Consider the following 14,268-nt stretch of genomic DNA (forward strand, 5'->3'; position numbering starts at 1 on the left):
GGCTAAAAATCATTAAAAAGATATAATTCCAATCTGTCTGCAATGCTAAGACTAATCTTCTTTTTCACGTTGCCTATGGATAAATCTTATAGGAGTTCCTTCAAATCCGAAATTCTTCCTCAGCTGATTTTCCAAATATCGCTCATAGGAATAATGGAACAATTCCAAATCATTGACAAATACAACAAATGACGGTGGCTTTATACCAGACTGAGTCATATAGTATATTTTCAGTCTCTTACCCTTGTCTGAAGGAGGCTGAACCATTGCAACTGCTTCATTTACAAGATCATTCAACATTCCTGTAGAAATACGGAAGGATGCCTGGTCGGCAACAAATTTGATAAGCTCATAAATTTTATTAACCCTTTGTCCGGTTTTAGCAGATATAAATAGAACCGGTGCATATGTCATAAATCCAAGTTTCTCATGTACTACTTTTCTGTATTCCTCAAGTGTGCCTGTCTGCTTTTCAATCAAATCCCATTTATTTATAACTATAATTGATGCTTTTCCCTGCTGATGTGCATAACCTGCAATCTTTGTATCCTGTTCAGTTACACCGTCTTCGGCATCAATCATAATAAGACATACATCTGCACGTTCAATGGCAGTCCAAGACCTAATTGTACTATATTTTTCAATAGCTTCGTTGATTTTGCTTCTTTTTCTTATTCCGGCTGTATCAATAAAAGTGTACTTCTGTCCATCCTTTTCCACATGAGTATCAATAGCATCTCTTGTAGTCCCCGGAATATTACTTACAATAACTCTGTTTTCACCAAGAATTGTATTTATTAATGAGGATTTTCCTGCATTAGGCTTTCCCACAACGGCTACCTTTATAACATCCTCATCCTCTTCAGCATCAATATCTTCAGGAAAATGCTCAAAAACCGCATCAAGAAGATCACCCATACCAAGGCCATGAACAGATGAAATTATCTGCATATCACCCATACCCAGGTTATAAAATTCATATACATCCGGAGGCGGTGCACCAACTCTATCAACTTTATTTACACATAGCACAATTGGCTTACGGGATTTTCTAAGCATGGTTGCTACTTCCTTGTCGGTAGCCGTCATACCATCTTTTGCATCAACCATAAAAATAATAACGTCCGCTGTTTCAATAGCAATTTCTGCCTGACGCTTCATTTGCTGCATGATGATATCCTCAGAATAAGGCTCAATTCCTCCCGTGTCTATCAATGTAAACTTTTTATTTCTCCATTCTATCTCAGTATATATCCTGTCTCTTGTTACACCAGGAGTATCTTCAACAATAGAAATTCTGCTGCCTGCCAGATAATTAAAAAAAGTAGACTTACCAACATTCGGTCTGCCAACGACTGCTACAACAGGTTTACCCAAATACTACACCTCCACGTAAAATTAACAACCAACTTTAATATATTTATATAAAATAACTAGTTTCCAATCAATGCATTTACAAAATCACTACCCGAGCTATCCACTATACGGATTGGAATACTAAGCTCTTCTTCAATACCTTCAACAGTATAATCGTCTAGAAAAACATGTTCTCCGGCCCGCAGCATATTCCTGCTTATTAAAAGTTCCTGTCCCAAATCACGGCCTTTAAGCTGCTTTACAATATCCTGGCCTGTGAGTAACCCCGTAACAGTTACGTAAGGGCCAAAGAAATCATTTTCTATATCATAAACATTGACTTCCAAACCATTATATACATTTTTTATTTCATCTACCAATTGTAATATATTTTTATATACAAGTCTACCAGTTACTATACTTACCTTTCGTTGAATAGAATTTATGTGGTTTTTCTTGTTTTTAAGGGCTTCCTTTACTTCTTGTCTGAGCAATGCCACCATTCCAACGCCATTTTCAATCTGTGGAAATCCCTCATATTCCTTGTATTTTGGAATATCAATACCCGCATTAATATAAAACTCGTCAGACAAGTAAATAACTCTGGAGCCTTTCTCTTTCAATAGTTTATTCTGCCATTTATGTACCTGCTTTATAACATTGGCACTGCTCTCCATATCAAATGGCTTTAATTCAAAAAGGTTTTCTCTATGTTTGGTAATACCTACTGGTACAATTGAAACACTGTTTATAGCAGGATAAAGCTGACACAAGTCACCAATGGTTTTATCCAACTCATCTTTATCATTAATATCCCTGCATAAAACAATCTGACAGTTAACTTCAATACCGTTATCAGTTAACATCTTTATTTTGTCCATAACATCACCGGCAAACCTGTTTCCAAGCATGAATTTTCTTAAATCAGGATTCGTCGTATGAACAGAAACATTTATAGGTGACATTCTATAATGAATAATTCTCTCAAGTTCTTCATTTTTTATATTAGTCAGAGTAACATAATTTCCGGTAAGAAAAGAAAGTCTTGAATCATCGTCTTTAAAGTATACTGTTTCTCTCATTCCCTTGGGAAGTTGGTCAATAAAACAGAAAATACACTTGTTGGTGCAGCTCTTAGCTCCATCAATAAGTGAATCCTCAAATTCAAGTCCTAAATCTTCAATTTCATCCTTTTCAACTTCTATTTCCCATATCTCACCATCAGGCTTTTCAATTTCCAAAAGTAATTCCTCAGAAGCCTGGTAATACCGATAATCAAAAATATCCTTTATATTCTGCTTGTTTATGGACAACAGGAAGTCTCCTGCTTCAACCCCAGCTTCTTCTGCTATACTCCCAGGTTGAACCATACATATTTTAATTTTGTTGTGCAATGCTATAACACCATCCTACTAATTTTTTCATAAACAAGCGAATATTTTTCGCTCTATACTATCATTTGCATCTGCTAAAAAAATAATCAAATTATTTTAAAAAATCAAAAAGCAGCAAGATATCATCCTGCTGCTTTAATGACATATTATTATTTAGCTTCTACTTTAACTACCTGTTTGCCATCATAATATCCACATTCACCACATACCCTGTGAGGCAGCTTGAAAACATGACACTGTGGGCAGCTTACTAGAGTTGGTGATGCCAGCTTCCACTGGGATCTTCTTTTACCTGTTCTTGCCTTGGACCATCTACGCTTTGGATTTGCCATCAATAACACCTCCCTACTATAATGCAACCATCTAAGTAGAAACCTACTTGAAATAATCTTTAAGTATTTCCAACCTTGGGTCTACTATCTCGCGCTCATCACATTTACAACTTTTAATATTTAAATTGGTTCCACAAGTCCTGCATAACCCCTTGCAGTCTTCACTGCATACAATTTTCATGGGCATTGCAAGAATAATGTTGTCTATAAGTGGCTTATCAATGTCAACAACATTACCTTCAAATGTATATGCATCAACATCATCGGATTTTGAAACCTCGACAAAGCTTTCTTCAACCTCAATATCTTCTGTCATATCTAAACGCTTCAGACACCTGAGGCAATTTGCACTAAACTCATAATGAAGCTCACCACTTAACTTTAACAGGCCACCTAAATTAACTATGCGCCCTGTAAACTTAAAAGAAGGTTTAAACTCTACTGAAGTATCATACTTCCGTATTTCAGGCAAATCATCAACAAAATTGATATCTATTCCTGCTCCTTCAGTTTTAATAATATCAGACACATTTACTCTCATAAGTAACCTCTTGAAAACCGACAACTGATATTATACTAACTAATACAGCTTTTGTCAATAATTCAATTTCGGTAAAATTATATTATTAATTGCGTTATTATTGTTACCTGTTTTTACATATATATTATATTGAATATATCAAAAATTATTTTATAAATTTTACTGTTTCTTTTGCAATTGCAAGCTCTTCATTAGTTGGGATTACTAGAGTTCTTACAGTAGCATCTGCAGCAGAAATATCTATTTCCTGTCCTCTGAGCTTATTCTTTTCTTCATCTATTTTGATACCAAAGAAATCCATATCGCTTACAATCATATTTCTTACAACGGAATTATTTTCACCTACACCGGCTGTAAATACGATTGCATCAACACCGTTCATAACTGCAATATATTCTCCGATGAATTTCTTAACACCATAACTGAAAATTTCAATTGCCAATTCAGCTCTGCTGTTTCCTGAATCAGCTGCAGCATGTAAATCTCTGAAGTCACTGCTTACACCAGATATACCCAGAACACCTGACTTTTTATTTAAGAGAGTGCTTACACCTTTAACATCTAGATTTTCCTTTTCCATAAGGAATGTAACAACTTCAGGGTCAATTGTACCACTTCTTGTACCCATTGCAAGTCCTTGCAATGGTGTAAAGCCCATTGATGTATCAACTGACTTGCCCTTGTTTACTGCACAAATACTTGAACCGTTTCCTAGATGACATGTAATTATTTTTAAGTCACTTAATGGCTTACCAAGCATTGCAGCAGCTCTTTCTGCAACATACTTATGGGATGTTCCATGGAAACCGTACTTTCTTATACCATATTTTTCATATAATTCATATGGCAATGCATAAAGATATGCGTAATCAGGCATAGAGCTGTGGAAAGTTGTATCAAATACAGCTACCATAGGTATATTAGGCATAATCTGTTGACAAGCCTCTATACCTATTATATTTGGAGGATTATGAAGGGGAGCTATGTCTATACACTCTCTTACCGCTGCCATAACCTTTTCATCTATAACTACTGAACTGTTGAATTTTTCTCCACCATGTACTATTCTGTGTCCTACAGCTGATATTTCGGACATATTCTTTATAACGCCTATCTTATCATCTGTAAGTGCACTAATAACTGCTTCTATGGCATCTTTGTGGTTCTTTAGTTCTTTATTTAAAACAACAGCCTCCTCAGAACCCCTTGACTGTTTTATAAAGGAATTGTCAATCCCTATTCTGTCACATAACCCCTTTGCAAGAACTGTTTCGTTTGTCATATCGATTAATTGATATTTCAATGAAGAACTTCCTGCATTGATAACCAAAACTTTCATTGTTTGTTCATCTCCCCTAATAGTCGTTAATCGTATTTTTTATATTAAGAATTCTGTGCCTGTACACAAGTTATTGCAACAACACCTACTATATCTTCTGCACTGCATCCTCTTGAAAGATCATTAACAGGTTTTGCTATACCTTGAATAATAGGGCCATATGCTTCTGCCTTTGCAAGTCTTTGTGTAAGCTTGTAGGATATATTACCGCAGTTAAGATCAGGAAATATTAAAACGTTGGCCTTTCCTGCAACACTGCTTCCCGGTGCTTTTGATGCTCCAACTGAAGGAACGATAGCAGCATCTGCCTGCAATTCTCCGTCCAGTTGAAGGTCAGGAGCTTTTTCTTTTGCAAGTCTAGTAGCTTCAATAACCTTTTCTGTAAGTACACTCTTTGCACTGCCATATGTTGAATATGAGAGCATAGCAACAACCGGCTCAGCCTGTACAAGGCTCTTGAATGATTTTGAAGAAGCTATTGCAATTTCTGAAAGTTCTTCTGCATTTGGATTTTCCACAAGTCCGCTGTCTCCGTATATGAATACTCCATTTTCGCCATATTCACAGTCAGGTACAACCATTACAAAGAATGCTGATACAAGTTTTGCTCCAGGTGCTGTCTTTAATATTTGAAGAGCCGGCCTTAAAGTGTTTGCAGTTGAGTTAATTGCTCCTGCAACCATTCCGTCAGCCTCGCCCATTTTTACCATCATAATTCCGAAGTACAAAGGATTTTCAGATAATATTTTTCTCGCCTCTTCAAGGGTCATTCCCTTTGCCTTCCTAAGTTCGTACAGAGTATTTACATACTCATCAAATCTTTCAAAGTTTGCAGGGTCAACAATTTTTGCCTTTGATATATCCAGGTCACCACTAAGTTTCTTTACATCATCCTTGTTACCTACAAGTATGATATTGGCAATACCTTGTTCCTGAATCATTGCAGCAGCCTTCAAAGTTCTGATATCATTGCTTTCTGGAAGTACTATTGTTTTGATATCTTTTTTCGCTCTGCTTACAATTTGCTCTAAAAAGTTCATGTTCCAAAAGTCCCCTTTCATTCTTACGCAATACTAACAAGGGCATCTCACCACGGCCCAATTAAAATCATCAAACTGAAAGTCTTGTAAATAAGGCAATTCAATTCAATAAAGTTCATATTGCACTTTGACATAATTATATTATACAATTTTAGTAAAAATTTATTATTATTACCTGGTGTTAATACCTGAAAACAAGTATTAGCACCACTTTTATTATATACAACTTGTTCATTGTATACAAGAAAAAATTTGCTATTTAATTTTCTATTTCACAAACCCTAAAAACTGTTATAAACTTATATTAAAAAAGTACATGTTTATTGTGCCAAATAATTTAAAGCACATACCATTACGAAAGGTAAGGTTAATAACCAATGAAAAAAAAGCTACTCTTATATTCCACATCATTCTTTTGCGGAATGTCTGTAATGGCAGTAGAATTAAGTGTTTCTAAACTTCTTGCTCCGTATTTCGGGACTTCTCAGATTATATGGACCGTTATTATAGGATTGATTATGATATCTCTGAGTGTAGGAAACGTTTTGGGCGGAAGGTCTGCGGACAAGCACAACAGTATGAACAGACTTTATCTTATAATATGGGCAGCCGCTATATGGATTGCCATAATTCCTTTTGTAGGCAAATATATAGTTGTTGGTATAATCGGTCTGCTTTTTATGTTTCTTCCCCAGAACCTACTTATTACAGGCTCTGCAATCTCCTGTCTGGTCCTCTTCTCTGTTCCTTTGATTGGACTTGGAATGGTTTCTCCTTATCTTGTAAAGCTAGGTGTTACAGATATCGAAAATACAGGTAAAACTACCGGGAAGATATACGCTATGAACACTATAGGTAGTATTATTGGGACGTTTTTACCAACATTTGTTACTATACCTACAGTTGGTACAAGTAAAACCTTTCTGATTTTTGCACTTGTTTTAAACTTTATCTGCCTTGCTTATTTTATAATGAATAAAATTAAATCGGTTAAAACTGCTTTGACATTAATAATTATTTTTGCTTTGCTATTTATGCCACTTTCCAATTCATATGCTTTCTGGAGGGATTGTGTTGTTGAAGACGAATCTGTGTACAACTATTTACAGGTAACAGAAGACAAGGATTCAGTATACCTTTCCACTAATGTTGCTTTTGGAGTACAGTCGGTATACAGAAAGGACAATAAGCTGTCAGGAATGTATTATGACTATGCGCTGGCGGCACCTCAATTCATAAAGAATTTTAAAAACCATGACAAGATGGACCTTTTGATACTGGGAAACGGCACCGGTACTTACGCAAAACAATCAAAAATATATTATCCCAATGTTAAGACAGATGCTGTTGAAATTGACCCTAAAATTGTAGATTTGTCAAAAAAGTATTTTGATTTAAAGGATGACGAGGCAACTATTTACGAGACTGACGGCAGAACCTTTCTTTCCGATGAAAATTGCGGCATGTATGACGTAATAATGATTGATGCCTATCATGATATAACTATCCCCTTTCATATGGCCACAAAAGAGTTTTTTTCAAAAGTTTCAGAGCATTTGAAGCCCGGTGGTGTAATTATTCTTAATATTAATATGAAGGCAAAAGGTGATAATCCTATAAACCAGTATTTAAGTGAGACTGTCAAGAGTATTTTTGAAAAGGTTTATACTTGTGAATTAAAAACAAGTACAAACGAATTGCTGTTTGCATCAAATGATATAGATATGGTGAATAATTTATTTGACAATACCAGCAATATGAATACCTCTAACCCTTTAAAAAAGGTTTTTCAATATGTTATTGAAAATCTAAATGAGGTTACTGATTCTAGTCATGTATTTACAGATGAAGTAGCACCAGTGGACATATTAGGACAGAAACTTTTGAATTCTATGGTTCAAGACGAAACTTCTGATTTGAAAGAAATGATTAATTTTAAAGAAAAGGGATTTAAAGGTTTGTTTGACATGCTTAGATAGATAATTCACCTTGACACACTTTTATTTAAAATAATATAATATTATAGCGGAAGATTACCTTTCGTCCTACATATGGACGAAAGGTTTTTTAATATGTTTTCTAAAAATTATATAAATTTCAATTGAAAGGAGATTTTTTATGCAAAATGTAAGAACCAGATTTGCACCTAGTCCTACTGGCTATATGCATATAGGAAATTTGAGGACTGCACTATATGAGTATCTTATTGCAAGAAAATACAATGGTAAATTCATTTTGAGAATAGAAGATACCGATCAGGAGCGTTTTGTAGAAGGGGCTGTAGACGTTATATACAAGACCCTCAAGCTTGCCGGAATAACCCATGATGAAGGCCCTGATGTTGGCGGTAATTATGGCCCTTATGTTCAGAGTGAAAGAAGGGGCATGTACCTTGAATATGCTAAAAAGCTTGTTGAACTTGGAGGTGCATACTATTGCTTCTGTACCAAGGAAAGACTTGCAGAATTAAAGGAAAAACAAGATGCTGAAGGACACGGCCACAGATACGACCGTTGCTGCTTGAAGCTTTCTAAAGAAGAGATTGAAGAAAATCTTAGAAATAACGTGCCATATGTTATAAGACAAAAAATGCCGGATACAGGTACTACAAGCTTTGAAGATACTGTTTACGGTACAATTACCGTTGATAACACAGAACTTGATGATCAGATTCTTATTAAAACTGACGGACTTCCTACCTACAACTTTGCAAATGTAATTGATGACCATCAGATGGAAATTTCACATGTTGTCAGGGGTAACGAATACCTTTCTTCTACTCCCAAATACAACCTTCTGTATAAAGCTTTTGGATGGGATATTCCAACTTATGTGCATGTTCCTCTTATTCTCAAGGCTTCCGGGCAGAAGTTAAGTAAAAGAGCAGGAGACCCATCATTTGAAGATTTAGTTTCAATGGGTTATCTGGTTGAAGCTATTGTAAACTATGTTGTATTGCTAGGCTGGAGTCCAAGTACAAACCAGGAAATTTACTCTTTGAAAGAGCTTGAAGAAGTTTTTGATATTTCAGGTATCAGTAAGGCTCCTGCAATATTTGATATTAACAAGCTGACATGGATGAATGGTGAGTATATCAGAAAAATGCCTGTAGAGGAGTTCCACAAGCTTGCTCTTCCATATTATGAGAAAGCCATATCAAATAAAAATATTGATACATTTAAACTCAGCAAACTCCTTCAGATAAGAACAGAGGTTTTAACAACTATCCCGGAAACAATTGATTTTCTAGACCAATTACCGGATTACGATGTTCAGATGTATGTTCATAAGAAGAGTAAAACAACTCTTGAGAACTCACTGGAAAATTTAACTTCTGCTTATCCGATTCTGGAAGGTATAAATGATTGGAATGCTGATAGTATTCACGAAAAGATTTTTGCTCATATAGAAGCTCTTGGAATTAAAAATAGCTTAATGCTTTGGCCTATAAGAACAGCTGTTTCCGGAAAGGCCGTTACACCGGGCGGAGCTATTGAAATTGCTGATATACTAGGAAAAGAAGAAACACTCAAAAGAATTGGCATTGGTATTGAAAAATTAAAGGCGGCTTTAGGTACCAATGCATAAATAATATTAAGTATAAAGGATTTGATAATATGAAATATGTTGTGATTCTTGGTGACGGTATGGCCGATTATCCCATGCCTGAACTTGATAACAAAACTCCTTTGCAATATGCAAAAAAACCCACAATTGATATGTTGGCTTCAAAAGGTACCGTAGGACTTGTTCGTACTGTTCCCGAAGGTATTGCCCCCGGCAGTGATGCTGCCAACCTGTCGGTAATGGGATATAATCCAAAAGTGTATTATACTGGTCGCTCACCTCTTGAGGCTGTAAGCATGGGAATAGAATTGTCGCCTACTGATGTTGCATTAAGGTGCAATCTTGTACACTTGTCAGAAGATGAATTCGAGTATTCGGATAAAACAATGATTGATTACAGTTCAGATGAAATTTCAACAGCTGAGTCTAAGGTTCTGATAGAGGCTGTAAATGATGCTCTTAAAACCGAGAACATAAGTTTTTACCCTGGAATAAGTTACAGACATTGCATGGTATGGAATAACGGCAGGACAAGCCTTGGATGCACTCCTCCCCATGATATTTCTGATAAAAAGATTACTGATTATCTTCCAAAGGAAGAGTCAGGGCTGTTGCTTGATTTAATGAAGAAGAGTTATGATATCCTAAAAGACCATCCTGTAAATCAGGCAAGAAAAGCCCGTGGACTGAGAACTGCAAACTCTATATGGCTATGGGGCGAGGGAAAGAAACCTGCTTTGTCTTCTTTCCATGATAAATACCAAAAAACCGGAGCAATGATATCGGCAGTAGATTTACTTAAAGGTATCGGAATCTGTGCAGGACTTGATTCTATTGATGTAGAAGGTGTCACAGGTAATATTGATACAAATTTTATCGGTAAGGCCAATGCAGCTATTAAGGCCCTTGAAGACGGAAAAGATTTTGTTTACGTACATGTTGAAGCTCCAGACGAATGTGGACACAGACATGAAATCCAAAACAAAGTCAAGGCCATAGAGTTGTTGGATTCACAGATTGTAAAACCTATACTTGAAGGAATAAGCAAGTTTGATTATCGTGTATTGGTGCTTCCTGACCACCCAACACCTCTAAGCTTACGTACTCATACCTCCGAGCCGGTTCCTTTTATTATTTTCGACAGTACTAATGAAATTCAATCATCGGCTAATAGCTATGACGAATTTGAAGCAAAAAAATCCGGTGTATTTGTTGAAGATGGTTACAAATTAATGGATTTGTTTATAAAGGGAAGTTTTTGATGTAATATACAAAAACGGGGATTGTTACAAAGCAGAAAGTTTTTTGCTTTAACACGGTACTTCCGTATAAAATTGTATCAATGATTGCTTCCAAGATATTTGCAAAAGTTTCTAGCGGCTCATCATATGATATTTTACCGTCGCTCACATTCATCGTCCATGATTCATTGTGTCGCTAACACCTACATCGTGTAGGTGTTCCGGTAAAATATCCATGCTTCGCCTACAAACATCTGCAAATATCTTTAACCAAGCTTCCATTGATACAATTTATACTCCAAGTACAGGTTAAACAATATAAATTTTTAATTTTGCGCCATCCCCATTTTTGTACTATTTTCTATCTGTCTGCTGTTTCCAGTTACTATAGTTATATTCGATTACTATACAGCCGTTTTCTGTATTTTCCAAGGTTGCACCTGTTTCGGGTAGTACGTCTTTACTGTCATATACTGTTATTTTGTTAACCATTAGTTCAATTATATTTCTGGTAATTCCATGTGTTTTTATTTTTGTAATAAAATTTTTAATCAGTTGTTCTTTATTTAACTGCTTTGTTTCTTCTTCCTTTAGTTTTTCTATTTCCTGCCTTATTGTTGAAATACGGGTTTCAAGGTTTTGGTTCATCCTACAAAACAACTGTTCCGAAATTCTTCCTTCAAGCCTGTCATTGTACAGAATATCCTGCTGTTTTTGTTTTTGGATTATCTGCTGTTCAAATCTCTTTATACTGTGCAAAATACGTTCCTTCTCTGCTATTTCACTGCTATAATTTATATTCAAGTTATCAATCAGCTCGTTATTTGATAGAAGTTCCAGCAGTTCTTTTGTTAATATGTCAATAATACTCTCTTCTGTAACATAGTGGCTTGAGCACACTTCGCAGCCTTTTTTGGAATAGGAGCTGCATATATAGCCTACCGGCCTATCTTTTCTGACTCGAACATACATTGCTTTACCACATTTGCCACAATAGACAAAGTTACTCAGGAGATGTGTTACATTACGATTATATCCTTGGTTTGACCTTTTTTTAGCTCTCAATTTCTGAACTTCTTCAAATTCTTCATTGGATATTATGGGTTCGTGTGTGTTAGTTGTTATTATCCATTTTTCAAATGGCAGTCTTCTGGTTTTTTTGTTTTTAAAGCTTATTTTTTCACTGACACCTTGAACCGTATCCCCTATATATACTCGGTTACATAAGATTCTCTGAACTGCAACCTGATTCCATGGGGTTATAGGTATCTCAGAATTTTTAGATGAAGGCGACGGATATCCTTTTTGGTTAAGCATATTTGCTATGGCAGCATAACCGTAGCCTTTTCGGTATAAACTAAATATCTCCTTTACCACAGGTGCATTTCTACTGTCTATAACCAGCTTATTTTTTTCATTTACCGATTTCACGTACCCAAATGGTGCATTGCCTATGTACTCACCTTGCTCAATTTTAAACCTGAGATTGGCTCTTATTTTTTTCGATATGTCTCTAATGTACCGCTCGTTGTACCTTACATCATGGATATATACGTGTACTGTTTTTTATTTTTTTACTTTTTTTATTCGTCTTGTTCGCCTTGTTCACTGCTTCTTCCAAAGTCACATATCTACACTTGTATCCTGTTATACGGGATACAACATCTCCAACATTGTTAAGTCTCTTTAACCTTTCTTCAGGAGTAATATCTGGTGTAATTATTACTTTATCCGACATAAATACTCCTCCTTACTACAAGTCTATTTTCCACGGTCTGTCCCTTATACATTTTTCAACGTTTTAACAAGAACTCTTTTAGCATAAAATTTATATATATTAATTCAACGGAGTATCTTAAAATGGTAAAGACCTGCATATATCTTAGAAAATCAAGAGAAGATGAGAGAATGGAAAAGGAACTTGGAAAAGGTGAAACACTTTCAAAGCATAGAGAAGATTTATTAAATTTTGCAAAAAAGAAAGATTTATTTATTGCAAAAATTTATGAAGAACTTGTTACAGGAGAAAGTCTTCTTTACAGACCTGCCATGCTTGAACTTCTAAAGGACGTTGAAGCCGGAGTGTACGATGCTGTTCTGGTAATGGATTTACAAAGGCTTGGCCGCGGAGATATGGAAGAACAAGGAATTATTCTTAAGGCCTTTAAAAATACAAATACTAAAATTATAACCCCGGACAAGGAATATGACCTTTCAAATGAGTTTGACGAAGAATATAGTGAATTTGAAGCATTCATGAGCCGTAAGGAATACAAAATGATTAACAAGCGCCTTCAAAGAGGAGTTATTCATTCTGTAAACAGCGGCAACTACAATTCTCCATACCCTCCATTTGGATATATTATAAAGCAGGAGAAATTGGGACGTACTTTGGAGCCTCATCCACAGCAATCTGAAATTATAAAGTGTATATACGGATGGTATGTAAATGAATCCGTGGGCAGTCAGATTATTGCACAAAGACTTAATAGTATGGGGCTTAAAACAAATAAAAATAATAATTGGACTTGTCAGGCGGTAACAGCTATTTTAAAAAATCCTGTTTATACTGGAAAAATAGCTTGGAGAAAAACCTCAATTAATCGTATGCCCCCAAAAAAGAGCAAAAAGGTTCAACCAAGACAGGACTGGATTCTTGCAGAAGGAAAACATCCTGCACTGATTTCAGAAACTATTTATCAAAAAGCACAAAACATCATGAAAAATAACAATAAAACTCACACCAAACAATCTTCCTGTCTACAAAATACTTTAGCCGGAATAATTGTTTGCGGAGTTTGCGGGGCTAAAATGCGGTATAGACCATACCATAATTCAGAGCCACATCTTGTATGTATTAATAAATGCGGTAATAAAAGCAGTAAGTTTAAATATATTGAGAACTGTGTGCTGTCAAGCCTTAATGAATATCTAAAAGAATATTTATTTGAATTATCAGAAGAGCCTCAGAAGAATACTAGCAGTCAGGATGCTTTAAAGGCTAGTTATGCTATGCTTGAAAAACAGATGAAAGAAGCTTATTTACAAAAAGAGAATGTTTATAATCTTTTGGAAAAAGGTGTTTATTCTGTAGAGGATTTTAATCAAAGACTTATTTCTGTTAATACAAGAATTAATGAACTCCGGCAATCTATTTCTAACATAGACAAACTACAGAAAAAAGTACTTAGTCAAAACCCTTGCAATACAAAGATTCAAAGTGGTATTTCAAAAATAATGAAAATATATAATAATCTAAAAAGCGTTGAAGATAAAAATATCTTACTTAAAAGTATTTTAGGAAAAGTTGAATACTTCAAAAGCAAGGATTGTAGAAATGATAATTTTTTGCTGAGGATATTTCCTCTTATTTAGACTTATTAGTTTTTGAAACTTCCCATGCAAACAAGCATAGCAACCGAAGAAATATTATTAGTCGGCTGCTATGCTTATTAATT

Annotated in this window: 12 protein-coding genes; 4 read left to right on the top strand and 8 right to left on the bottom strand. The window is 35.3% G+C overall.

Annotated elements, in window-relative coordinates:
- Positions 1–51 precede the first annotated feature (51 nt).
- The 6 genes from der to pta all read right to left on the bottom strand — a co-directional run bounded on the left by der (position 52) and on the right by pta (position 6,002).
- On the bottom strand, positions 52–1,377 hold the full coding sequence (der, locus tag K412_RS0101470) for a ribosome biogenesis GTPase Der (protein ID WP_024831458.1): 1,326 nt from the start codon (positions 1,375–1,377) through the stop codon (positions 52–54).
- A gap of 56 nt (positions 1,378–1,433) precedes the next feature.
- Positions 1,434–2,750 (bottom strand): DUF512 domain-containing protein, encoded by a 1,317-nt coding sequence (locus tag K412_RS0101475; protein ID WP_024831459.1) that lies wholly within the window; start codon positions 2,748–2,750, stop codon positions 1,434–1,436.
- A 149-nt stretch (positions 2,751–2,899) separates the two neighbouring features.
- Positions 2,900–3,082: a 50S ribosomal protein L32 gene (rpmF, locus tag K412_RS0101480; RefSeq protein ID WP_004622625.1), complete on the bottom strand. Its 183-nt coding sequence runs from the start codon at positions 3,080–3,082 to the stop codon at positions 2,900–2,902.
- 43 nt (positions 3,083–3,125) lie between these two features.
- Entirely contained in the window at positions 3,126–3,623 is a 498-nt protein-coding gene (locus K412_RS0101485; RefSeq protein ID WP_024831460.1) for a YceD family protein, read from the bottom strand.
- Between the two features lie 145 nt (positions 3,624–3,768).
- Positions 3,769–4,962, bottom strand: a complete 1,194-nt coding sequence (locus K412_RS0101490) for an acetate/propionate family kinase (RefSeq protein WP_024831461.1) — start codon at positions 4,960–4,962, stop codon at positions 3,769–3,771.
- Between the two features lie 44 nt (positions 4,963–5,006).
- A complete protein-coding gene (gene pta / locus K412_RS0101495; protein ID WP_024831462.1) occupies positions 5,007–6,002 on the bottom strand; it encodes a phosphate acetyltransferase in 996 nt (331 codons plus the stop codon).
- Between the two features lie 377 nt (positions 6,003–6,379).
- On the opposite strand from pta, the gene K412_RS0101500 reads away from it, so the two are divergent.
- The 3 genes from K412_RS0101500 to K412_RS0101510 all read left to right on the top strand — a co-directional run bounded on the left by K412_RS0101500 (position 6,380) and on the right by K412_RS0101510 (position 10,831).
- The gene (locus tag K412_RS0101500; RefSeq protein WP_024831463.1) at positions 6,380–7,981 is read left to right on the top strand and encodes a spermidine synthase; all 1,602 of its coding nucleotides are present in this window, start codon (positions 6,380–6,382) and stop codon (positions 7,979–7,981) included.
- Between the two features lie 139 nt (positions 7,982–8,120).
- A complete protein-coding gene (gltX, locus tag K412_RS0101505) occupies positions 8,121–9,590 on the top strand; it encodes a glutamate--tRNA ligase (RefSeq protein ID WP_024831464.1) in 1,470 nt (489 codons plus the stop codon).
- A gap of 29 nt (positions 9,591–9,619) precedes the next feature.
- Entirely contained in the window at positions 9,620–10,831 is a 1,212-nt protein-coding gene (locus K412_RS0101510) for a cofactor-independent phosphoglycerate mutase (RefSeq protein ID WP_024831465.1), read from the top strand.
- A gap of 333 nt (positions 10,832–11,164) precedes the next feature.
- Here the strand turns inward: K412_RS0101510 and K412_RS0101520 are convergent, their stop codons facing one another.
- Both K412_RS0101520 and K412_RS0101525 read right to left on the bottom strand, forming a co-directional pair.
- On the bottom strand, positions 11,165–12,241 hold the full coding sequence (locus K412_RS0101520) for a recombinase family protein (protein ID WP_024831466.1): 1,077 nt from the start codon (positions 12,239–12,241) through the stop codon (positions 11,165–11,167).
- A 109-nt stretch (positions 12,242–12,350) separates the two neighbouring features.
- Entirely contained in the window at positions 12,351–12,548 is a 198-nt protein-coding gene (locus K412_RS0101525; RefSeq protein WP_024831467.1) for a hypothetical protein, read from the bottom strand.
- Positions 12,549–12,670: 122 nt separating this feature from the next.
- Between K412_RS0101525 and K412_RS0101530 the strand changes: the two genes are divergently transcribed.
- Positions 12,671–14,185: a recombinase family protein gene (locus tag K412_RS0101530; RefSeq protein ID WP_024831468.1), complete on the top strand. Its 1,515-nt coding sequence runs from the start codon at positions 12,671–12,673 to the stop codon at positions 14,183–14,185.
- Positions 14,186–14,268: the final 83 nt, after the last annotated feature.

Source organism: Ruminiclostridium josui JCM 17888 (assembly GCF_000526495.1).
GTDB classification, from domain to species: Bacteria; Bacillota; Clostridia; order Acetivibrionales; family DSM-1351; genus Ruminiclostridium; species Ruminiclostridium josui.